At 44.1% G+C, this 26815-nt stretch carries 3 protein-coding genes; 2 read left to right on the top strand and 1 reads right to left on the bottom strand.

The window, feature by feature from the left end; genetic code table 11:
- Positions 1–93 precede the first annotated feature (93 nt).
- Positions 94–1986 (bottom strand): patatin-like phospholipase family protein, encoded by a 1893-nt coding sequence (locus BMF77_RS19570; protein ID WP_148765141.1) that lies wholly within the window; start codon positions 1984–1986, stop codon positions 94–96.
- Positions 1987–2768: 782 nt separating this feature from the next.
- On the opposite strand from BMF77_RS19570, the gene BMF77_RS19565 reads away from it, so the two are divergent.
- A complete protein-coding gene (locus BMF77_RS19565) occupies positions 2769–12767 on the top strand; it encodes a non-ribosomal peptide synthetase (protein ID WP_148765139.1) in 9999 nt (3332 codons plus the stop codon).
- A complete protein-coding gene (locus BMF77_RS19560; RefSeq protein ID WP_148765137.1) occupies positions 12751–26802 on the top strand; it encodes a non-ribosomal peptide synthase/polyketide synthase in 14052 nt (4683 codons plus the stop codon). Before BMF77_RS19565 ends, BMF77_RS19560 begins: the two co-directional genes overlap by 17 nt.
- The last annotated feature ends 13 nt before the right edge of the window (positions 26803–26815 follow it).

Genomic DNA, 26815 nt, shown 5'->3' with positions numbered 1-26815 from the left:
CTTTTGCTGACAATCTTATCAATCTGTGATTTCAATTAATAACCGTTCGGCTGACGCACCCTAAATATGGGATATTTTTTATTTTGGAAGTCTCTAGCTTAACAAGATACTACACAATTCATCGATTTCTTGATTTTTTTCTTGAATCAGTATATTCGCTAAAGTTTGTAATTGGCGCAGATTTTCTGGTTTGGCATTATCGATATCTTCGAGTTCACTTTTTAAGAATGGTTGAAACCGATAATAAGAAGTTTTATGACCTTTATTAGTAGCCTCAAACAACCGTTCTAATTCTCCAGCTACTACTTCACTCCCGCCGTCAAGCACCATATTTAACAGCGGCTTTGTCCATTGCAATAGTCCCCAATTTTTCACTTGGTCATAAGGGTAGACACTGGTCAGGGAACCGGTACCCAAGGATACTACCAAGATATCCTCTATATTCAGGGCTTGTTGATTTTCTTGCTTACTAATTTGCGCCTCTAAAATAGCCAAATTAGCGGGATTATTCGCAACTAATCCCCCATCCACTAATGTATAGAAGCCGTCGGTATTATGGGAACTGGAAACACGATAGGGAGCAAAATAAGTCGGAGTTGCACTAGTTGCCAATGCTGCATCTGTGAGCGTAAAACCTAGGCATAACTTGCGAAACTTTTTCGATTTAGTCTGTTGTTTTTCGAGCTTATTAGTAAAGAATATGGGAATTCGCTGCTCGATATCGTAGCTCGTTACGAAAACTTCTTTGAGATTATTTTCTAAAGGGCTGTCGCCAAAATATTGCTTGATAATTTCTTCTCTCCCCTCTGAAGAATATTTTGGTTGAACGAATATATCCTCTAGCTGTCCGAGTAATTGTTCCCAGAATGGCTCGTAAAATATCTCAGCCCCATATTCCAAATATATTTGCAGAAGTTCTTCAGCGCTGTATTGGGCGACGGGTGGGCTATCAGATCCTGCTAAATCTAATCGCGGTTTAGTTAGTCCGAGTGCGAGAATTCCTCCGCTGGAACTACCTGCAATTAAATCGAACAAACTAAAAATCTGTTTTTGTGTCCGCTTTTCAATTTCAGTTAAGATGATTGCGGGGATAATACCCCGAATACCACCGCCATCAATAGCAAGTATTTTATATTTGGGATTTGCTGTATTATTCATAGTTTGTTTCGATTCCTCTTGAGAGGGTGTTTGCGCTTGTTCCTGTTGTGGGTATTCGGTAGTTTGGGAGATTTCGGCTATCTCTGCAGGTGAACTACTTGGTCTGTGTCCCTCGCTGGATGATTGTGCGATCGCAAATGGAACTTGTGCTAAATTCCAACTGGGATTACCATACAAGGTTCCATTATGGGTATTTCCACTCTGGTCTTGGACAGTTGTTCCTTCTCCTTCGTTTAATCTCCAGTAGGCTACTAATCCTGGTTCATTTCCAACTAGAGGACTAGAGCGATGCGTTTGGATTTGGTCTTGAGTGCAGGGATAATTCCAGACGCTAATATTTGCCAACTGTCCTGTAAAGTATACATTATTGTGTAAAGTCGCCCCCATGGTTATAGGACTAGTTGCTTTGTTCAAAGAAGAACCTGTCAAAGACCCAGTATATTCATGGTCATCAAGATATATAGTCAGTTGACCACCATTAAAAACAATGGCAAAGAAGTGCCATTGTCCGATGGTTAATTCTCCATTGCCAAAGGTTTTAATAACATTGTCAATATTTTCATCAATGTATACATCTAAATTACCTTCTTCACTGATGCCAAATTCAAAATTATCACTGTATCGATCTGAAGAACGGGCAAAAAATACATTGTGTGCCCCGTATGTAGTTGCTTTATTGGTGAGTTGATGCGGATTCACCCATCCGGAAATCGTAAAGGCTGAACTCCCCTGAGCAAACACACCACCAATATCATTTTTGCCAAAATTTATGTAGTCATCTTGACCATCAAATGTCAGAACTGATTGGGTATTTACTTGATTTGTCACAACATTTTCATCTCCAAATCATATAATTTGTAATTAATCAACGAACTATATACATAATTTATTTTTATCTATCAGGTAATATAGCTTGTTGGTAAATATATTGACTGTTGCTGCAATACTCACACTACAAGTGTCGTAGTTCCTAAATGCTGACTGATCATTCTTTCCTATAAGACTTGTACACTGATCCCTATGCTATGGTAGTTTTGTGCCAAAATCCCATAGGAGTCCCATATATTTTTAACTCCAACGCACTTAACCTAGACTTTTAAATAATCTCAGCTTTATCAAAAAAATGCAATAGATAGCAGGTAAGACTTATGCTTATCTATCTAACGGTGCATCTTTATATCCCACATTCCGCACCCTAACTGTCACATTGTTGACACTCCCCGGTCTAAAGCACCTAATGCATTGCTACGCAATGCTTACTCAGGGGCTTTCAAACTTCCCAGTCTTTCTTGTAAGGTGCATCAAACCGTAAAAATCTAGCAAATAAACAGATTGTTGATATCTGATGCACCCTACAATAGATTTTTGGTGTGACGCTTGCGTAAGTTGTAAGAGTGAGTCATAACTTTAACAAAATATATTTAGAACTTACGCATTGACAAATGAGGGAAAATTCTTATACGGTAATCATCGGTATTGCTTATATGTAAGCATCAAACATCTCCGAAAAAGAATCTGAAACCCTTAACCTGTCTAGCTGAAAACCTAATTTCCGGAGAGGTCTATTTTAGTTATCTAAAATAGACAAAATAGTTAAAAAACTCGCTATTATGGCTAATCATCAAAATAAATTTAATTGCTTTATTATTGGCGAGGGAACTTTACCGATTCAATGTGCTGAAATACTGATCAATCAAGGTCACGTAATTTACGGCATTATCTCCGCAGATGCATCGATAATTAACTGGGCTGAGGGGAAAAACATACCTTATATTAAGCCAACAGATCATATCGGAGAATTTTTAAGCCAGCAGCCTTTTGATTACCTGTTCAGTATTGTCAATAGGTATGTTTTACCCCAGGAAATTCTAGAGTTACCACGCCAATTTGCGATCAACTATCATGATGCCCCCCTACCAAGATATGCAGGAGTCAATGCCACTTCCTGGGCGTTGATGAATCAGGAGAAGACTCATGGGGTGACGTGGCATATAATGGCCGCTATGGTTGATGCGGGCGATATCCTGAAGCAGGTAATTATCGATATTGCTGATGACGAGACAGCTTTGACTCTAAATGGGAAATGCTATGAAGCTGCTATTAATGCATTTGCTCAACTAGTTGATGAGCTATCCTCTGGTACATTTGTAGCAACCAAAGTAAACCTGAATCAGCGCACCTATTTTTCCCGCTTCAAAAGGCTGAGGGCAGGCGGAATCATCTCATGGAAGCGTTGTGCTTATGAGTTAGATGCCCTGATTAGGGCTTTAGATTTTGGTTCTTATCCCAATCCATTAGGTCGGCCTAAATTGGCTATAGACAGCAATTTGTTTATAGTCTCTAAGCTTGAGGTTCAGGGTAACTTGTCCAACTACCCTCCGGGAACGATCACAAACATTGAACCTACTTATATCACAGTTTCTACAGCAAGTTATGATATTGCACTACGTCAGGTACTGGCTATTAATGGTCAAGCACTATCAATTTCATATCTGGTGGAGAAATTTGGCTTGCAAGTCGGGTATCAGTTTTGTGATCTTGAGCCTAATCAGGTCAAGCAGATTGAGAAGTTTGATCAGTCAATTGTTAAGCATGAAGCTTTTTGGGTAGAAAGGCTAGGAACCTTAGAGTCCATCACTATTCCTGAGGCAAAGCAGACAGCATCATTACACCTGAAAGAACCACAGTATGCCAGAGCCAGGATGTTTGTACCCGATGAGGCAATTACCTTATGGTTACAACGCCATCCCCAATGGCACCGAAGTGATTTTCTCGCAGCTGCTTTTATTACTTATCTAGCTCGAATTGGTGGCAGCGGATGTTTTGATATCGGATTTAAAGATATTGAATTACAACGACAGTTGGTCGGACTCGAAAGCTTGTTTGCGTCAGTTGTTCCTTATCGGGTAAATATAGATTACGAGCAAAGTTTTGCGGCTTTAAAAAAACAGTTCGAATTTACCCAACTTCCCCTAACTTATGTCCGGGATGTCGTGACTAGGTATCCATCTCTTCGTTCGTTGTCCGATCGGGGTAGTGAGCAGTTTTTTCCAGTGGTTGTAGAGCGTGTGGAAAAACTAGAGGACTACCAAGGGACGTTGGGAAGTGATCTAACTTTCATAATTTCCTCAGATGGGAAGAAATGTTGTTGGTTCTACAACACAGATGTATTGAATAATGACAGTATTGCCAGAATGCAAGAGCAGTTTACTGTTTTTCTGCAAGGTATTCTCACCGAACCTGACCAGTGTATTGCTTACCTACCTTTGTTATCTGAGCAGCAGCGGCGGGAAATTTTGCTGGAGTGGAATGATACCCAAGTTGAATATCCTGTTGATAAATGTATCCATGAGTTATTTGAGTCGCAGGTTGATCTGACCCCGGATGCAGTAGCGGTAGTATTTGAAAATCAACAACTCACCTATCAGCAATTGAATGGTCAGGCTAATCAATTAGCGCATTACTTACGCTCTCATGGTGTGGGTGCGGATGTGCTGGTGGGTATTTGTGTAGAGCGTTCTTTAGAGATGGTAGTGGGACTACTAGGCATTCTCAAAGCGGGTGGAGCCTATGTACCAATTGACCCTGAATATCCACAAGAGCGTCTGACTTTCATGTTAGAAGATGCTCAAGTTTCGGTATTACTAAGTCAACAGAAATTAGTTGAAAAATTACAAACCCATCAAGAAAATATTGTCTGCTTAGATACCGCATGGCAACTAATTTCTCAGTTGAGTCCAGAGAATCTCATCTCTGAGGTGCAAGGACATAACTTGGGTTATGTGATTTACACCTCTGGTTCTACAGGTCAACCAAAAGGTGTGGCCATGAATCAGCTTGCTCTTTGCAATCTGCTCCTGTGGCAACGGCAAAATGTCACAATTTCTAGTGGGGCAAAAACCCTGCAATTTGCGCCGATTAGCTTTGATGTTTCCTTCCAAGAAATCTTCTCAACCTGGTGTTCTGGGGGGACATTGCTGTTGATTGGAGAGCAATTGCGCCGAGAACCATTGGCTGTGTTAGGTTTACTCCAAGAACAAGCTGTTGAGAGACTGTTTCTTCCCTTTGTTGGTTTACAGCAACTAGCCGAGGTGGCTATTGAGCGGGAATTAGTTATGAGTAATCTGCGCCAAATCATCACTGCGGGGGAACAGTTGCAGATTACTCCTGCCATTTCTCAATGGTTGAGCCAGTTAACTGATTGTACTTTGCACAATCATTATGGACCATCGGAAAGTCATGTCGTCACCAGTTTTACTCTGACTAATTCCGTGGAAACTTGGCCGCTGCTGCCTCCCATTGGTCGTCCCATTGCCAATACCCAACTTTATATCCTTGACGAAAATTTACAACCAGTACCAGTAGGTGTACCAGGAGAATTGCATATAAGTGGAGTCGGATTAGCACGCGGCTACCTCAACCGACCAGAGTTAACACAAGAGAAATTTATCGCCAATCCCTTTAGCACCTACGCTAATTCCCGTCTCTACAAAACCGGGGACTTAGCCCGTTATTTGCCAGATGGCAATATCGAATACTTGGGTCGCAGCGATAATCAAGTAAAAATCCGGGGATTCCGCATCGAGTTGGGCGAAATCGAAACAGTCCTCAGCCAATATACCCATGTGCAAGCATCTTGCGTGATTGTCCGTGAAGACATTCCTGGGAACAAGCGCTTAGTTGCCTACATTGTGTCGCAAAAAGAGCAGAGAGCCACTGTCAGCGAACTGCGTAGCTTCCTCACACAAAAGCTTCCAGAATACATGGGTCCCCAGGCTTTCGTCATTTTAGATTCCTTACCCCTCACCCCCAATGGCAAAGTAGACCGCCGCGCTTTGCCCATACCAGATTTACACGCTGAACTCACAGACCAGTACGTAGCTCCACGCACCCCCACCGAAGAAATCCTATCACTAATTTGGGCACAAGTCCTCAAACTAGAGCAAGTAGGTATTCATGATAACTTTTTTACCTTTGGCGGACACTCCCTACTAGCAACACAATTGGTTTCTCGCATCCGCACTAGCTTCAAAGTAGAACTACCGTTGCGTAGTTTATTTGCTGCACCGACAGTTGCTCAATTGTCGCCACATATTCAACGGTTGCAGCAACAAGAGTTAGAACTGACTTCCCCACCCATTTTACCAAGGGACGAGAATGCAGAATTACCCTTGTCTTATGCCCAACAGCGGTTGTGGTTTTTAGACCAATTACAACCGAACAGTGCCTTATATAATATCCCCATAGCTTTGCGTCTAGTCGGAACTCTCAATCAAGCAGCCTTAGCACAAAGCTTAGAAGAAATTATTCATCGTCACGAAGCATTACGCACCAATTTCATTACAGTTGATGGTACACCAAGGCAAGTCATTCAAACAGCAACAAATTGGACAGTATCAGTTGTTAACTTCAGGCATTTATCCACCAGCGCACAAGAAATAGCTGCACAGCAATTGGCACAAAAACAAGCTATTCAATCCTTTGACTTGGCAAGTGAAGTATTAATCAGAGTAACATTAGTAGTGCTTTCTGAGACAGAACACCTGTTGAATGTGTGTATGCACCACATTGTCTCTGATGGCTGGTCAATGGGTGTGTTTGTCGCAGAACTGGCAGCATTATACAATGCTTATTCAATAGGTCTACCTTCTCTGCCAGACGCTACGCGAATACCTTTAACTCCACTGCCGATTCAGTACGCAGATTTTGCAATTTGGCAAAGAAACTGGTTAGTCGGAGATGTACTGCAAAGGCAACTGAATTACTGGCAACAACAACTAAAAGATGCACCAGCCCTGTTAGTGCTGCCCACAGACCGACCCAGACCTGCTGTGCAAACCTTCGTAGGCGCATATCAAGATTTTGCTCTTTCTGTGGAATTAACTCAAGGGTTAATGCAACTGAGTCAGCAACAAGATTGTACTCTGTTTATGACGCTGTTGGCAGCATTTGATGTATTACTGTATCGCTACACAGGAACAGAAGATATTTTGGTAGGGAGTCCAATTGCCAACCGCGATCGCAGTGAAATAGAAGGGTTAATTGGCTTTTTTGTCAATACTTTAGTGATGCGGAGTAATTTATCGGAAAATCCCAGTTTTGCGGAATTACTCACTCGTGTTCGGTCTATGGCTTTATCCGCCTATGCTCATCAGAATTTGCCATTGGAAATGCTGGTGGAAGCATTGCAGCCAGAACGCGACCTTAGTCATACACCCCTATTTCAGGTGATGTTTGCCCTCCAGAATCCTTACCTGTCAGAAGTAGAGTTGAGTGGGTTAAGTATTAGTTCATTGCCAATAGAAGGTGCAACGGCAAAGTTTGATCTTACCTTAGCAATGGAGAACACAAGTAATGGATTGATTGGGGTGTGGGAGTACAATACTGACTTGTTTGATGCCAGCACTATTGAGCGCATGACTGGTCATTTTCTGACACTACTTTCGTCAATTGTGGCTAATCCTCTGGAACAGATTTCCCAATTACCTTTGTTAACAGAACCAGAGAAACAGCAGTTATTAATTGAGTGGAATCATACTCAGGTAGATTATCCTGTTGATCAGTGTATTCATCAGTTATTTGAGCAGCAAGTCCGGCGGACACCGGATGCAGTGGCGGTGGTATTTGAAGAGCAACAACTTACATATCATGAATTAAATTGTCGAGCTAATCAGTTGGCGCATTACTTGCAGTCTTTGGGTGTGGGAGCCGATGTGCTGGTGGGTATTTGTGTGGAGCGCTCTTGGGAGATGATTGTGGGATTACTGGGTATTCTCAAGGCGGGTGGGGCTTATGTGCCGCTTGACCCAGATTATCCAACTGAGCGTTTGACTTTTATGTGGGCAGATGCTCAAGTTTCAGTCTTATTAACCCAACAGCATTTAGTCGAGAAATTACCTGAAAATCAAGCGCCTGTCGTCTGCTTAGATACCGACTGGCTGCTGATCTGTGAATCTAGTCAGGAGAGTCCAATCACTGAGGTACAACCTGGTAACTTAGCTTATGTGATTTATACCTCCGGTTCTACTGGCACACCCAAGGGGGTAATGCTCTCTCACAGTAACCTTTGCAACCATATGTCCTGGATGCAAGCAACATTCCCCCTGACGGAAAAAGACAAAGTATTGCAAAAAACTCCCTTTGGCTTTGATGCGTCAGTTTGGGAATTCTACGCTCCATTATTAGCCGGTGGACAGTTGTTAATAGCTAAACCAGGAGGTCATACTGATAGTGCTTATCTGTTAAGGTTAATTGCCCAACAGCAGGTAACGATTGTTCAACTTGTCCCATCTTTGTTACAAATGCTTTTAGAGCAGGGAGGAATCGAAACTTGTCACTCCCTCAAACACGTCTTCTGTGGAGGTGAAGTCTTACCAGTTGCTCTACTTGAAGGCTTGTTAAGCAAGCTAGATGTGAACTTACACAATCTTTACGGACCGACGGAAACTTGTATCGATGCAACTTTCTGCAATTGTCAGCGAGAGATATATACACAAATTGTCCCCATTGGTCGCCCAATTTCCAATACCCAAATTTATATCCTTGACCAAAATTTACAAGCATTACCCGTTGGTGTACCAGGCGAATTGCATATAAGTGGAGCCGGATTAGCCAGAGGCTACCTCAATCGCCCCGAATTGACACAAGAGAAATTTATCGCCAATCCCTTTAGCACCTACCCTAATTCCCGTCTCTACAAAACCGGGGACTTAGCCCGTTATTTGCCCAATGGCAATATAGAATACCTGGGACGCATTGATAATCAAGTAAAAATCCGTGGTTTCCGGATCGAATTAGCAGAAATTGAAGCGGTACTGGACCAAAGAGATGATGTACAGCTAGCTTGTGTTATCGCCCGTGAAGACGACCCTGGGAATAAACGGCTAGTAGGCTACATTGTGCCGTCTTCCCAGATGACTTGTACTGTTAGTGAATTACCGCAATTCCTCAAGACAAAACTGCCAGATTACATGGTTCCCAATATCTTTGTGATCCTGGATTCCCTCCCCTTAACCCCTAATGGCAAAGTAGACCGCCGCGCTTTACCTGTTCCCGATTTACAGGGTCAAGGAACCGACAAATACGTAGCTCCACGCACCCCCACCGAAGAAATCCTGTCACTAATTTGGGCACAAGTCCTTAAACTAGAGCAAGTAGGCATTCATGATAACTTCTTTACCTTTGGCGGACACTCCCTACTAGCAACCCAATTAGTTTCCCGTATCCGCACTAGCTTCAAAGTAGAACTACCGTTGCGTAGTTTATTTGCTGCACCGACAGTTGCTCAATTGTCGCCACATATTCAACGGTTGCAGCAACAAGAGTTAGAACTGACTTCCCCACCCATTTTACCAAGGGCAGAGAATGCAGAATTACCCTTGTCTTATGCCCAACAGCGGTTGTGGTTTTTAGACCAATTACAACCGAACAGTGCCTTATATAATATCCCCATAGCTTTGCGTCTAGTCGGAACTCTCAATCAAGCAGCCTTAGCACAAAGCTTAGAAGAAATTATTCATCGTCACGAAGCATTACGCACCAATTTCATTACAGTTGATGGTACACCAAGGCAAGTCATTCAAACAGCAACAAATTGGACAGTATCAGTTGTTAACTTCAGGCATTTATCCACCAGCGCACAAGAAATAGCTGCACAGCAATTGGCACAAAAACAAGCTATTCAATCCTTTGACTTGGCAAGTGAAGTATTAATCAGAGTAACATTAGTAGTGCTTTCTGAGACAGAACACCTGTTGAATGTGTGTATGCACCACATTGTCTCTGATGGCTGGTCAATGGGTGTGTTTGTCGCAGAACTGGCAGCATTATACAATGCTTATTCAATAGGTCTACCTTCTCTGACAGACGCTACGCGAATACCTTTAACTCCACTGCCGATTCAGTACGCAGATTTTGCAATTTGGCAAAGAAACTGGTTAGTCGGAGATGTACTGCAAAGCCAACTGAATTACTGGCAACAACAACTAAAAGATGCACCAGCCCTGTTAGTGCTGCCCACAGACCGACCCAGACCTGCTGTGCAAACCTTCGTAGGCGCATATCAAGATTTTGCTCTTTCTGTGGAATTAACTCAAGGGTTAATGCAACTGAGTCAGCAACAAGATTGTACTCTGTTTATGACGCTGTTGGCAGCATTTGATGTATTACTGTATCGCTACACAGGAACAGAAGATATTTTGGTAGGGACTCCAATTGCTAACCGCGATCGCAGTGAAATAGAAGGGTTAATTGGCTTTTTTGTCAATACTTTAGTGATGCGGAGTAATTTATCGGAAAATCCCAGTTTTGCGGAATTACTCACTCGTGTTCGGTCTATGGCTTTATCCGCTTATGCTCATCAGAATTTGCCATTGGAAATGCTGGTGGAAGCATTGCAGCCAGAACGCGACCTTAGTCATACACCCCTATTTCAGGTGATGTTTGCCCTCCAGAATCCTTACCTGTCAGAAGTAGAGTTGAGTGGGTTAAGTATTAGTTTATTGCCAATAGAAGGTGCAACGGCAAAGTTTGATCTTACCTTAGCAATGGAGAACACAGGTAATGGATTGATTGGGGTGTGGGAGTACAATACTGACTTGTTTGATGCCAGCACTATTGAGCGCATGACTGGTCATTTTGTGACACTACTTTCGTCAATTGTGGCTAATCCTCTGGAACAGATTTCCCAATTACCTTTGTTAACAGAAGTTGAGCGGCAGCAGTTATTAATTGAGTGGAATCATACTCAGGTAAATTATCCTGTTGATCAGTGTATTCATCAGTTATTTGAGTCGCAGGTAGAACGGACTCCAGATGCAGTGGCGGTGGTATTTGAAGAACAACAACTTACATATCATGAATTAAATTGTCGAGCTAATCAGTTGGCGCATTACTTGCAGTCTTTGGGTGTGGGAGCCGATGTGCTGGTGGGTATTTGTGTGGAGTGCTCTTGGGAGATGATTGTGGGATTACTGGGGATTCTCAAGGCGGGTGGGGCTTATGTGCCCCTTGACCCTGAGTATCCAACTGAACGGTTGAGTTTCATCCTCACAGACACTCAGGTGAAAGTGCTACTGACCCAACAGCAATTAGTCAAAAAGCTACCAGCCCATACTGCACAGCTTGTCTGCTTAGATACAGACTTGGAAAAAATTACCCAAAACAGCAACTCCAACCCTGTCAATACTGCCACATCGCTTAATCTGGCATACGTCATCTACACTTCAGGTTCTACAGGTCAGCCTAAAGGTGTTTTAGTCAACCACCATCATGTAACTCGTCTGTTTGCAGCCACAAACTCTTGGTATAAATTTAATTCTCAAGATGTGTGGACAATGTTCCACTCCTATGCCTTCGACTTCTCTGTTTGGGAAATTTGGGGTGCATTGCTTTATGGCGGACGACTGGTAGTAGTGCCGTATCTGTTGACGCGATCGCCTGAATCGTTCTATAAATTATTATCTCAAGAGCAAGTCACAATTCTCAATCAAACGCCTTCAGCTTTCCGCCAGTTAATTCAAGCAGAACAGTCAATCGGAATGAGCGATTTGAACCTCCGTCTCGTAATTTTCGGTGGAGAAGCTCTGGAACTCGAGAGTTTGCAACCCTGGTTTGAGCGCCACGGCGACCAGAAACCGCAGTTAGTGAATATGTACGGGATTACAGAAACTACTGTACACGTAACCTATCGTCCATTGAGCCTTGACGATTTAAATCGCACAGCTAGTGTTATTGGTCGCCCGATTCCCGACTTACAAGTGTATGTGCTAGACCAGCATTTACAACCAGTACCGATTGGAGTTCCAGGGGAGATGTACGTTGGTGGTGAGGGGGTGACTCGTGGCTATCTCCATCGTGACGAACTCACAGGACAAAGGTTTATCTCCAACCCCTTCCAAAGAAGTAAGGGAAGAGAACGCCTTTATAGAACAGGAGACTTAGCCCGTTATTTGCCCAATGGCGAGTTAGAGTATTTAGGGCGAATTGACCAGCAAGTAAAAATACGTGGCTTCCGCATTGAGTTGGGCGAAATTGAAGGATTACTGGCACAACATCCAGCCGTTTGGGAAAGTGTAGTGGTAGTCAGGGAGGATGAACCGGGCGACAAACGTCTGGTAGCTTACGTAGTACCGCAAGTGGCACAAGCTCCCACAACAGCAGAACTGCGTAGCTACTTCAAGGAAAAGTTACCAGATTACATGATACCAAATGCAATAGTCATCTTGGAGTCTTTACCCCTCACGTCCAATGGCAAAATAGACCGTCGCTCCCTACCGGTTCCAGAATCACGCGCAGGAATAGAAGAGAGTTTAGTCGCACCCCGCACTCCCGTTGAAGAAAAATTGGCACAAATTTGGGCAAAAGTCCTGAGAGTAGAGCAAGTGGGGATTCATGACAACTTCTTTGAACTGGGAGGACACTCGCTACTAGCAACCCAATTGGTTTCACGCATCCGCACCAGTTTCAAAGTAGAACTACCGTTGCGTAGTTTATTTGCGGCACCGACAGTTGCCGAATTAGCACCATCGATTCAGCAGTTACAGCAACAAAACATAGAAATAAAAGTACCACCCATCTTACCAAGGAAAAAGAATGCAAAATCAGAATGAAGAATTACCACTATCTTATGCTCAACAGCGTTTGTGGTTTTTAGACCAGTTACAGCCGAACAGTCCCTTATATAACATACCCTTAGCTTTGCGTCTAGTAGGAATTCTCAATCGAGCAGCCTTGGCACAAAGCTTAAAAGAAATTATTGATCGTCACGAAGCCTTACGCACCAATTTCATGACAATTGATGGACAACCAGCACAAATCATCCAAACAGAAATAAATTGGACAGTATCAGTTGTTGACTTGCAGCATTTATCTACCGCCGAACAAGAAAGTGCTTCACAGCAATTGGCACAAAAACAAGCAATTCAACCCTTTGATTTGGCAAGTGAATCGTTAGTCAGAGCGACATTAGTAGTAATATCAGAGACAGAACACTTACTATTAGTGTGTATGCACCACATTGTCAGTGATGGCTGGTCTATGGGTGTGTTTGCTCATGAATTAGCGACACTGTATAATGCTTATGCTCAAGGTCAGCGAACACCGTTAGAGCCATTACCAATTCAATACGCAGATTTTGCAATTTGGCAAAGAGAGTTTTTGCAAGGGGATTTGCTGCAAAGCCAATTGAGTTACTGGCAACAACAACTAAAAGAGGCACCAGCGTTATTATCCCTACCCACAGACAGACCCAGACCTGCTGTGCAAACCTTCGTTGGCGCACATCAAAAGTTTGCACTTTCAGTTGAGTTAACTCAAAAGTTGACAAAACTGAGTCAGGAGCAGGAAGTAACACTATTCATGACATTGTTGGCAGCATTTGATACCCTACTTTACCGCTACACAGGACAATCAGACATTGTGGTAGGGGCTCCTATAGCCAACCGCAATTACGGTGAAATAGAAGCATTAATTGGCTTTTTTGTCAATACATTGGTGATGCGTACCAACTTGGAAGGGAATCCTCGATTTAGTGAATTACTGACTCGTGTTCGGTTAATGGCAATGGATGCATACTCTCATCAGGATTTACCTTTTGAAATGCTAGTTGAGGCATTGCAGCTAGAACGGGATCTCAGCTATACACCGCTGTTTCAGGTAGTGTTTGGCCTTCAGAATGCTCCTAACTCTCAAGTAGAGTTGACTGGATTAACTGTTAGTCCATTGGTAGTAGAAAGTGTAACTGCCAAGTGTGATCTTACCTTAGCAATGGAGAACACAGGTACTGGACTAATTGGTGTGTGGGAGTATAACACTGACTTGTTTGATACAGGCACTATTGAGCGGATGACTGGTCATTTTGTCACCTTACTTGAGGGAATTGTGGCGAATCCCCTTGAGCGGATTTCCCAATTACCTCTGCTGACAGAAGTTGAGCAGCAGCAGTTATTAATTGAGTGGAATGATACACAAGTAGACTATCCCCAAGATAAGTGTATCCATCAGTTATTTGAGGAGCAGTGTTTGAGGACACCCGATGCTGTGGCTGTGGTGTTTGAGAATCAACAACTTACATATCACGAGTTGAATTGTCGAGCTAATCAGTTAGCGCATTACTTGCAGTCTTTGGGTGTGGGTGCGGATGTACTGGTAGGGTTGTGTGTAGAGCGATCGCTAGAGATGATCGTGGGAATTTTAGCAATTCTCAAGGCGGGTGGCGCTTATGTGCCGCTTGACCCAGGGTATCCCCAAGAACGCTTACAATATATTCTCGAAGATACTTTAGTTTCTCTACTGCTGACCCAACAACGAATCTTGGACAAACTACCTGAGCATCAAGCGCAGCTTGTTTGTTTGGATGAGATATGGGAAAAAATTGTCCAAAATAATCAAGACAATCCTACCAGTGGGGTGACGGCTTTTAATCTAGCGAATGTAATTTACACTTCCGGTTCAACAGGTAAACCTAAAGGTGTAATGGTTGAGCATAAGGGATTATGCAACCTAGCTCAAGCTCAGATGCAAACTTTTGGTTTGCATTCTGATAGTCGCCTTCTCCAGTTTGCCTCCTTCAGTTTTGATGCTTCTATCTGGGAAATCATCATGGCTCTGGGATCGGGGGCAAGACTTTACTTAGGAACAAAAGACTCTTTATTACCGGGTATCCCGTTAATTGAGCGATTACGCAATTATGGCATTACCCATGTCATCTTACCACCATCAGCACTGGCAGTTCTGCCGACGGAAGAACTCCCGGCGTTGCAAACAATAATTGTCGGTGGAGAAGCTTGTGCTGCTGAACTGATAAAACAATGGTCTGTGGGAAGAAATTTCTTCAATGCTTATGGTCCGACAGAAGCCAGTGTCTGTGCTACAGTAGCAAAATGTACTGATGTTGATCAGAAAATATCCATCGGTCGTCCAATCGCCAACGCGCAAATCTACATTTTAGACGAATATCTGCAACTAGTTCCCGTTGGTGTACCAGGAGAATTGCACATCGGTGGTGCGGGGTTAGCACGAGGCTACCTCAACCGACCTGAATTGACACAAGAGAAATTTATCCCCAATCCCTTTGACAATTCAAAATTTAAAATACCCTACAGAAACGCCAAAGGCGGACAAAATTCAAAATTATATAAAACTGGGGACTTAGCCCGTTATCTGCCAGATGGCAACATTGAATACCTGGGACGCATCGACAATCAGGTAAAAATTCGTGGCTTCCGCATTGAATTGGGAGAAATTGAAGCAGTACTAAGTCAACTAGGCGATGTCCAGGCATCTTGCGTCATTGTCCGCGAAGATATAACCGGGGATAAACGCCTAGTTGGTTACATCGTGCCACAAAAAGAGGTGACACCGACAGTTAGTGAACTGCGACAATTCCTAAAAGCCAAACTACCAGAATACATGGTACCTAATGCTTTCGTCATTTTAGACTCTCTGCCACTAACTCCCAATGGTAAAATCGACCACCGCGCTTTACCCGCACCAGATTTACACAGGGAATTCAAACACAAATATGTAGCCCCGCGCACTCCAGTTGAGGAAATGCTGGCACAAATTTGGGCGCAAGTCCTCAAAGTAGAGCAAGTGGGGATAGAAGATAACTTCTTTACCTTCGGTGGACACTCACTCCTAGCAATACAACTGGTTTCACACATCCGCAACATTTTCCAACTGGAACTACCATTGCGGGAGTTATTTGCTGCACCGACAATAGCCGAATTGATGCCATCGATTCAGCATTTACAACAACAAGACTTAGAACTAACTTCCCCACCCATCTTACCAAGGGCAGAGAATGCAGAATTACTATTATCATTTGCTCAAAATAGGCTGTGGTTTTTAGACCAGTTCGAGCCGAACAGTGCCTTATACAACATACCCATAGCTTTGCGTCTAGTAGGAACTCTCAATCAAGCAGCCTTAGAACAAAGCTTACAAGAAATTATTCATCGCCACGAAGCCTTACGCACCAATTTAATTACAGTTGATGGACAACCAAGACAAATCATTCAAACAGCAACAAATTGGACAGTAGCAGTTGTTGACTTGAGGCATTTATCGACAACTGCACAAGAAATAGCTGCACAGCAATTAGTACAACAACAAGCTCTGCAACCCTTTGACCTAGAAAAACAAGCATTAGTGAGAGCGACATTAGTAGTGCTGTCTGTAACAGAGCATCTATTTTTAGTGTGTATGCACCATATTGTCTCTGATGGCTGGTCCATGGGGGTGTTTGTCCAAGAACTAGCGACCCTGTACAATGCTTATTCAATAAGTCAGCCTGCCAATCTCGCACCACTGCCGATTCAGTACGCAGATTTCGCCTTATGGCAGAGACAGTGGTTAGCCGGGGATGTATTACAAAACCAATTGAGTTATTGGCAACAACAACTAAAAGATGCACCAACCCTATTATCACTCCCCACAGACCGACCCAGACCTGCTGTGCAAACCACCGCTGGGGCATATCATGAGTTTGCACTCTCTGTTGAGTTAAGTCAAAAACTGACAAAACTAAGTCAGGAACAAGGGGTGACGTTGTTCATGATGTTGTTGGCAGCCTTTGATACCCTACTTTATCGCTACACAGAACAATCAGACATTTTAGTAGGGACACCAATTGCTAATCGTCATCGTAGTGAAATAGAAGGGTTAATTGGCTTTTTTGTCAATACTTTAGTTTTACGGACTGATTTATCAGGTAATCCCAGTTTTGCGGAATTACTCACTCGTGTTCGGTTGATGGCAATGGATGCTTATGCTCATCAGGATTTACCCTTTGAAATGTTGGTGGAAGTATTGCAGCCAGAACGCGACCTCAGCCATGCACCACTGTTTCAGGTAGATTTTCTCCTCCAAAATGATCCCCTAGCGACCGTAGAGTTGACTGGGTTAACTGTCAGTCCATTACCAATAGAAACCGTAACGGCAAAATTTGATCTGACCTTAGGAATGCAGAACACAGGTAATGGACTGGTGGGAGTGTGGGAGTACAACACCGACTTGTTTGACCATAGCACCATCGCTCGGATGGCGGGTCATTTTGTTACAATCCTGGCAGCAATTGTGGCGAATCCCAGCGAGCGAATTGACCAATTGTCAATGCTAACAGCAGTTGAGCAACACCAGTTATTTGTAGAATGGAACGATACTCAAGCCGATTATCCCCAAGATAAATGTATCCATCAGTTGTTTGAACAGCAGGCTAGGTTTACCCCAGATGCAGTAGCAGTAATATTTGAAAATCAACAATTAACTTATGGTGAGTTGAACACCCAAGCTAATCAATTAGCACACTACCTACAAGATATTGGTGTAAAACCAGAAGTTTTGGTGGGGATTTATTTAGAGCGATCGCTATCCATCATCGTCACATTGTTAGCCGTCCTCAAAGCCGGTGGCGGTTATGTCCCCCTCGACCCTGATTATCCCCAGCAGCGTTTAGCTGACATATCTGAGGATTCACAATTTTCTGTGCTAATCACACAGCAAAAATTACTCAATTCTCTACCAGTACAAGGAGTAAAAGTCATTGTCTTAGATAGAGAATCTGAGATGCTGACGAATCAAAGTCCAGCAAATCCGGTCAGTGAGGTCAAACCAGAAAACTTAACTTGTCTATTGTACACTTCTGGGTCTACCGGCAAACCCAAAGGCGTGATGCTGACTCATGCTGCTTTAGTTAACCATAGCAGTGCAATTAGTGAAGTATTTGCCCTAACTAGCGCAGATCGTGTGTTGCAATTTGCGTCCTTCAGCTTTGATGTAGCGGCGGAAGAAATATTCCCCACTTGGTACAAAGGCGCAACGGTGGTATTAAGACCCACACAAATGTTTCCTGACTTTGCCAGTTTTGCCCAATTTATTGCCCAAGAAAGTCTCAGCGTCTTAAATATTACTCCAGCCTATTGGCATGAATGGGCAGTAGCGGTATCTCAAGACAATGCAACTGTACCGCAAAGTCTGCGGTTAGTGGCTGTGGGTGGGGATGCAGTTCTCCCAGAAACAGTGACAATATGGCGACAAGTAGTAGGCGATCGCGTCAATTGTCTAAATGTCTACGGTCCTACGGAAGCATCTGTAACAGCCATAGTCCATGACCTACTCCATCCCCAATCAGAAACAGCCAACTCAGTGCTAATTGGTCGTCCCATTGCCAATACACAAGCCTACATCCTTGACCGTCATCTGCAACCAGTACCAGTGGGAGTCAAAGGTGAACTGCACCTGTGTGGTGTTCGTTTAGCAAGAGGTTATCTCAACCGCCCAGAACTGACGGAGGAAAAATTTATTCCCAACCCCTTCAGTGGCAGCAGAGGGGCAGAAATTCTAGCTAATTCCCAGTCCCCAGTCCCCAGTTCCCGACTTTATAAAACCGGGGACTTAGCCCGCTATTTGCCAGATGGTAACATTGAGTGCTTTGGACGCATCGACAATCAAGTAAAAATTCGGGGATTCCGCATCGAGTTGGGAGAAATTGAAGCGGTACTAAACCAATATATTGATGTGCAAACATCTTGTGTGATCATCCGCGAAGATACCCCAGGGGATAAATATTTAGTTGCCTACGTAGTACCATATCCCGAAAAAATACCCACAATTAGCGAACTGCGTCAATTCCTCTCTAGGAATCTGCCTCTTTACATGGTGCCCCAGGCTTTCGTATTTCTGGACTTTCTCCCACTAACACCAAACCGCAAAGTAGACCGTCGCGCCCTACCAGCACCAGATTTATCCAGCAACCGAACAGACAAATATGTTCCCCCACGCACCCCCACCGAAGAAATGCTGGCACAGATTTGGGCGCAAGTGTTGAAAGTGGAGCAAGTCGGCATTCATGATAACTTCTTTGAAATTGGGGGACACTCCCTACTCGCAACGCAACTGGTATCCCGCATCCGTTCCAACTTCCAAACAGAACTACCATTGCGAAGCCTGTTTGCAGCAGCCACAGTTGCCCAATTAGCTGATCTTATTGGGCAATCACAGCGACAAAACTTAGAAATAACAGTACCACCAATTTTACCAAGGGCAGAGAATGCAGAATTATCATTGTCTTATGCCCAACAACGTTTATGGTTTTTAGACCAGTTACAGCCCAACAGTTCCTTATACAACATACCCTTAGCTTTGCGTCTAGCAGGATTTCTCGAAGTTGCAGCCCTAGAACAAAGCTTAGAAGAAATTATTTATCGCCATGAAGCGTTACGCACCAACTTCATCACCATTGATGGAAAACCCACTCAAATCATTCAAACAGTCAGGAATTGGCAACTATCAGTAATTGAATTGCAACATCTGCCAAGATTGGAGCAAGAAACATCTGCACAGGAATTGGCAATTACACAGGCTATTCAACCCTTTGACTTGGCAAGCGGTTCCCTACTGAGAGCAACATTAGTCGTACTGTCCGAGACAGAACACATATTGTTAATTTGTATGCACCACATTGTCAGTGATGAATGGTCTATGGGGGTGTTTATTCAGGAACTGGCAACATTTTACAATGCTTATGCTCAAGGTCAGCCTGCCAATGCCGCACCACTACCGATTCAGTACGCCGATTTTGCAATTTGGCAAAGACAGTGGTTAGTCGGGGAGGTACTGCAAAGACAATTGAGTTACTGGAAACAACAACTAGCAGACGCACCAGCTTTATTGTCCCTTCCCACCGACAGACCCAGACCTGCTGTGCAAAAATTCCTGGGCGCGTATCAAGAGTTTGCACTTTCTCTGGAATTAACTCAAGGCTTAATGCAACTGAGTCAGCAACAAGGGGTAACTTTGTTCATGACGCTGTTGGCAGGGTTCGATACATTACTTTACCGCTATACCGGACAATCAGATATTTTGGTGGGGACACCAATTGCTAACCGCAATCACAGCGCAATAGAAGGGTTAATTGGCTTTTTTGTGAATACTTTAGTGATGCGGACTGATTTATCGGCAGATCCTAGTTTCTCATCATTACTGGGGCGTGTTCGGGAAATGGCGCTGTCCGCCTACGCTCATCAGGATTTGCCGTTTGAAATGCTGGTGGAAGCATTACAACCCCAAAGAAACCTCAGCCATACACCCCTGTTCCAGGTGGCATTTGTGTTCCAGAATGCGCCTAACTCTCAAGTAGAACTGACTGGGTTAACTGTTAGTCCACTGGTTGTAGAAAGCACAACTGCCAAGTTTGATCTTACCTTAGCAATGGAGAACACAGGGACTGGACTGGTGGGAGTGTGGGAATATAACACTGATTTGTTTGATAGCAGCACCATCGAGCGGATGGCGAGTCATTTTGTGACACTACTTGAGGGAATTGTAGCGAATCCCTTTGAGCGGATTTCCCAATTACCTCTGTTGACAGCAGTTGAGCAGCAGCAGTTATTAATTGAGTGGAATGATACACAAGTAGACTATCCCCATGATTTGTGCATTCATCAGTTGTTTGAGGAGCAGGTAGAGCGCAACCCGGATGCTGTGGCGGTGGTATTTGAAGAGCAACAACTTACCTATGATGAGTTGAATTGTCGCGCTAACCAGTTGGCGCAATATTTACGTTCTTTGGGAGTGTCCGCAGATGTACTGGTAGGGTTGTGTGTAGAGCGTTCTTTAGAAATGATCGTGGGACTACTTGCAATTCTCAAAGCGGGTGGAGCTTATGTACCACTTGACCCAGAGTATCCCCAAGAGCGTTTGAGCTTTATCCTTGAAGATGCCCAGGTGAAGGTACTATTAACCCAACAGTCACTCCTGGACAAATTACAATCGCATCAAGCGCAGCTTGTTTGTTTGGATGAGATATGGGAAGAAATTGTCCAAAATAATCAAGATAATCCTACCAGTGGGGTGACGGCTTTTCATCTAGCGAATGTAATTTACACTTCCGGTTCAACAGGTAAACCTAAAGGTGTAATGGTTGAGCATAAGGGATTATGCAACCTAGCTCAAGCTCAGATGCAAACTTTTGGTTTGCATTCTGATAGCTGCATTCTCCAGTTTGCTTCCCTCAGTTTTGATGCTTCTATCTGGGAAGTTGTCATGGCTCTGGGATCAGGGGCAACACTTTACTTAGGAACAAAAGACTCTTTATTACCGGGTATGCCGTTAATTGAGCGATTACGCAATTATTGCATTACCCATGTCACCTTACCACCATCAGCACTGGCAGTTCTCCCGACGGAAGAACTCCCGGCGTTGCAAACAATAATTGTTGCTGGAGAAGCTTGTTCTGGTGAACTCATCAGACAATGGTCTGTGGGCAGAAATTTCTTCAATGCCTACGGTCCGACAGAAGCCAGTGTCTGTGCTACAGTAGCAAAATGTACTGATGCTGATCAGAAAATCTCCATCGGTCGTCCAATCGCCAACGCGCAAATCTACATCTTAGACTCACACTTACAGCCAGTACCCATCGGTGTGCCAGGAGAATTGCACATTGGTGGAGCAGGTTTAGCACGCGGCTATCTCAACCGACCAGAGTTAACCCAAGAGAAATTTATCCCCAATCCCTTTGACAATTCAAAATTATATAAAACCGGGGACTTGGCACGCTATTTACCTGATGGCAATATAGAATACTTCGGACGCATCGATCATCAAGTTAAAATTCGTGGCTTCCGCATTGAATTAGGCGAAATTGAAGCCGTACTTAGTCAACATGAGGATGTGCAAATATCTTGCGTCATTGTCAGCGAAGATACCCCTGGTGAGACTTGTACTGAGGGTAGCCGAAATAAGCAGTTAGTCGCCTATATTGTGCCGCAAAAAGATGTCACACTCACACCTAGCGAACTGCGTCAGTTTCTTGGCAATAAACTCCCAAGCTACATGATACCCCAGGCTTTTGTAATCCTGGAGTCTTTACCGATAACACCAAATGGAAAAATAGACCGCCGCGCCCTACCAGCGCCAGATTTACACAGTGAAATAGCAGACAAATTTGTTGCACCCCGTAACCCCATTGAGGAAAAATTAGCACTCATTTGGACTCAAGTGCTGAGGTTAGAGCAAGTAGGCATTGAGGATAACTTCTTTGAACTTGGCGGACATTCCCTACTAGCAACTCAGGTAATTTCTCGCTTGCAGGAAGCTTTGAAGATTTCGTTACCGTTGCGTCATATCTTTGAATCACCGACAGTTGCCCAGTTAAGTGAGGTGATATTAAGTCAGCTAGAAACTGGTTCAGGTTTGACGGTGCCAGCAATGACACCTGTTGACCGAGACAGAGACATACCTCTATCGTGGGCGCAGGAACGCCTGTGGTTTATGAATCAGTTGGAAGGTGAAAGTAGTGCTTACACAATAGATTTCACCATGCGGCTGGTGGGGAATCTCAATGTCAAAGCTTTAGAGCAAGCTTTTAGGGCGATCGCGCAACGCCATGAACCGCTGCGGACTCAGTTTAAGATTAAGGATAATAAGCCAGTGCAGGCGATCGCACCCAGTATGACCATCACCCTACCAGTGGTGGATTTACAAAATCTCCAAGACCCCACCAAACAAGTAGAGGAACTGGCGACAGCAGAAGCCTGTAAACCCTTCGATTTGGCTAATGGTTCAGTGCTGCGAGTCAAGCTTTGGCAAGTTGCGCCCGACGAGTATGTATTGCTACTAGCAATTCATCATATTGCAGCTGATGGTTGGTCAATGGGCATTTTGATCGATGAACTCTCAGCCTATTACCGCAGCTTTTCAACGGGTAGTTCTGTTGAATTACCAGAATTATCCATACAGTATGCCGACTTCGCTGTCTGGCAGCGTCAGTGGCTGACAAATCAAGTATTAGAGCGTCAATTAAGCTACTGGAAGCAACAGTTAACAGGTGCGCCACCTCTATTAGAATTACCCACAGACCGCCCCCGCCCAGCTATACAAACTTTCCGAGGCGGTACAGAGCAACTGCAACTAGATAGCCAGCTAACCCAGCAACTGAAAAAGCTCTCTCAAAAGTCTGGAAGCACTCTGTTTATGACACTGTTGGCGGGTTTTGTGGTGTTACTGTCTCGCTACAGTAGACAAACAGATTTGGTGGTTGGCTCACCGATCGCTAATCGCAATCGCCAAGAAATCGAGCCACTAATTGGCTTTTTTGTCAATACATTGGCGCTGAGATTCGATCTCTCCCCAGAACCGAGCTTTGAAGCCTTACTAGCGCAGGTGCGAAAAGTTACTCAAAACGCCTACGAGCATCAGGATTTACCCTTTGAAATGTTAGTGGAAGAGTTGCAACTGGAGCGGAACTTGGATCGCAATCCCTTGACGCAGGTGGTATTTGCCCTCCAGAATGCGCCAACTGCGCCTTGGGATTTTCCTGGTGTCAGAGTCCAGGATATGCCTTCAGGACTGGACTCGGTTCGAGTTGACCTAGAACTTTACTTGTGGGACTTACCAGAAGGTCTGGGGGGCTTTTGCTCGTATAACAGGGATTTGTTTGATGGGACAACTATTGCCCGGATGATGCAAAATTTTGTAACTTTATTAGGGGCAATTGTTGACAATCCCCAACAATCGGTGGCTTTACTACCCTTGCTAACAGAGGGCGATCGCCATCAACTATTAAGGGAATGGAATGATACCCAAACCGATGATCCCTGCCACAAGTGTATTCATCAATTAGTAGAAGAAAAGGCAGAACAGACTCCCGATGCAATCGCAGTAGTCTGTGGAAATCAACAACTGACCTATGCACAGTTGAACAATCGCGCTAATCAGTTAGCTCACTACCTGCGGTCTTTGGGGCTAGAAACCGAGCAGTTAGTGGGGATTTGTGTAGAGCGATCGCCCTTAATGCTCGTGGGAATTTTAGGAATTCTCAAAGCAGGCGGTGCTTACGTGCCGCTTGACCCTGAGTATCCCCAAGAACGTCTGAGCTTGATGTTAGAGGACAGTCAAGTTTCGTTACTGCTGACCCAATGGACACTCATTGAAAAATTACCCCAACATCCAGCCAAAACTGTATTTTTAGATGAAATTTGGCAACAAATTGCCCAAAACAGCCAAGAAAATCTCACGGGAATCGTCACTGCTGCTAACTTAGCCAATGTAATTTATACTTCTGGGTCTACAGGTAAACCGAAAGGGGTAATGGTTGAGCATCAAGGATTGTGCAACCTAGCTCAAGCTCAGATTCAGGCTTTTGGGTTGCATTCTGATAGTCGAATTCTCCAGTTTGCTTCCTTGAGTTTTGATGCTTGTATATCAGAAATTTTGATGTCCTTGGGATCGGGAGGGACACTTTATCTAGGAAGCAAAGATTCTCTAATGCCCGGTACGCCCTTAATTGAGCGATTACAAGATTATGCCATTACCCATATCACCCTACCACCATCGGCATTAGCTGTTCTGCATAAAGTCGAACTGACTACCCTGCAAACCATAATTGTAGCGGGAGAAGCCTGTGCGGTTGAACTTATCAAACAATGGTCAGCGGGGCGCAATTTCTTTAATGCTTATGGACCGACAGAAGGAAGCGTCTGTGCAACTCTGGCAAAATGCACCCCTTTCGACCCAAAAGTTACCATTGGTCGTCCCATTGCCAACGTCCAAGTTTACATTTTAGACTCCCAGTTACAGCCTGTACCGATTGGTGTACCAGGAGAATTACATATTGCTGGCGTCGGGGTAGCCAGAGGCTATCTCAACCGACCAGAATTAACCCAAGAGAAATTTATCTCCAATCCCTTTGGCCCATCAAAATTGTATAAAACCGGGGATTTAGGTCGTTATTTAGCGGATGGGACGATTGAATACCTGGGACGCATCGACAATCAAGTGAAGATTCGGGGTTTTCGCATAGAACTGGGTGAAATTGAAGCAGTTGCAAGCCAACACCCCTTAGTACAGGAAAGTGTCGTCATAGCAAGAGAAGACATCCCTGGTGATAAACGTCTGGTGGCTTATTTAGTTCCGGCTCTCCAGGGTCAAGTTTTACCAGAACAATTGGCGCAATGGCAAGGCGAGTATGTTAGTGATTGGCAAAAACTCTATGAACAATCCTATAGCCAACAGCAAACCCCAACAGATGACCCCACCTTCAATATTAGTGGTTGGAACAGTAGTTATACTGGCAAAGCCATTCCCGATTCAGAAATGCGGGAGTGGGTTGAGAGTACGGTGAGCCGAATTTTGCTAGGGAAACCACAGCGAGTGTTAGAAATTGGTTGCGGTAGTGGGTTATTGCTATTTCGCGTTGCTCCCCATTGTCAAGAATATTGGGGAGCCGATTATTCCTCAGCAACTATTCGCAATCTGGAGCGATTATGTGGGGAAATCGAGGGGCTAGAAAATGTCCGCCTGCTGCACAAAACAGCAGATAACTTTGAAGGTATCCCCCAAGGAGCCTTTGATACGGTGGTTGTCAACTCAGTAGTACAGTATTTTCCCAGTGTGGACTATCTGTTACAGGTTTTAGAAGGGGCAATGACAGCGATCGCCTCTCAAGGTAAGATATTCGTGGGGGATGTCCGTAGTTTACCCTTGCTCTTGCCATACCATGCCGCCGTACAGTTAGCCCGCGCCGAGTCTGACAGAACCGTTGAACAATGGCAACAGCAGGTACATCAGACTGTGGCCGCTGAAGAGGAACTGCTCATTGATCCCAGATTTTTCATTGCTCTACAACAACGTTTTCCCCAGATTACTTGGGTAGAGATTCAACCTAAGCGCGGTCATGCTCAAAATGAGTTAACCCAATTCCGCTATGATGTCACTCTGCATCTAAGTAATAATGTAGAGAAAAGGGCAGTTCCTTGGTTAAATTGGCAACTTGACCAACTTTCGTGGACACAATTACAAGATCAGCTGAAGTTGGTTCAGCCAGAATGGTTAGGAATCAGAGATGTACCTAATCAACGGCTACAACAGGCGCGGCAGGTTTTAGGCTGGTGGGAAAATCCTCCTGCCGCCTCTACGGTGGGAGAACTGCGACAACGGTTAGCCGCACAGCCAATGGTGGGGATCAATCCTGAGCAAATTTGGCAGATAGGAGAGGAGTTAGGCTACACAGTCCACCTCAGTTGGGGGGAAAGTAGTCAGGATGGTTGTTTTGATGTGGTATTTAGCCGTAACAGTTCAATGCTAGTTTCTGATATACAATCATACCCAAGTTTTTGGGAGCATGAGACAATTACAACTAAACCCTGGACTGACTATACGAACAATCCCCTCTATGGTAAGTTAGTTCAGAAGCTTGTGCCGCAAGTGCGGGAATTTATCCAACAAAAGCTACCCAATTACATGGTTCCTCAAGCTTTTGTCCTGCTAAATGCTTTACCCTTAACCCCCAATGGTAAAGTGGACCGTCGCGCCCTCCCAATACCTGATAAAGCTTCCAGAAATCTTTCCACTGGCTTTGTTTCTCCTCGCACTCCAATTGAAGCTCAAATGGCACAAATCTGGAGTGAAGTTTTGGGATTGGAACGCATTGGGGTTAAGGATAATTTCTTTACTTTGGGAGGACATTCTCTATTAGCGACTCAGGTGATCTCTCGTTCCCGCGATATTTTCTCGGTGGAATTGTCCTTACAAAATTTGCTGGAGTATCCAACTATCGCCAATTTAGCCCAAATGATTGAGGTACTTGGGGTTAGTCAAATATCTATTACCGAAACCCCAGAAGATTACGAAGAGGGAGAATTATAGAAAAATTTCGGTT

Origin of the sequence: Dolichospermum sp. UHCC 0315A (assembly GCF_008121535.1) — a bacterium.
In the GTDB taxonomy this organism is placed as follows: domain Bacteria; phylum Cyanobacteriota; class Cyanobacteriia; order Cyanobacteriales; family Nostocaceae; genus Dolichospermum; species Dolichospermum lemmermannii.
The sequence above is the reverse complement of the archived record's forward strand: the minus strand, read 5'-3'. Positions and strand labels throughout refer to the sequence as shown.

Excerpts from the sequence above, each read along its gene's own strand:
- BMF77_RS19565 (WP_148765139.1), top strand. The coding sequence starts at position 2,769 with ATGGCTAATCATCAAAATAAATTTAATTGCTTTATTATTGGCGAGGGA.
- BMF77_RS19560 (WP_148765137.1), top strand. The coding sequence starts at position 12,751 with ATGCAAAATCAGAATGAAGAATTACCACTATCTTATGCTCAACAGCGT.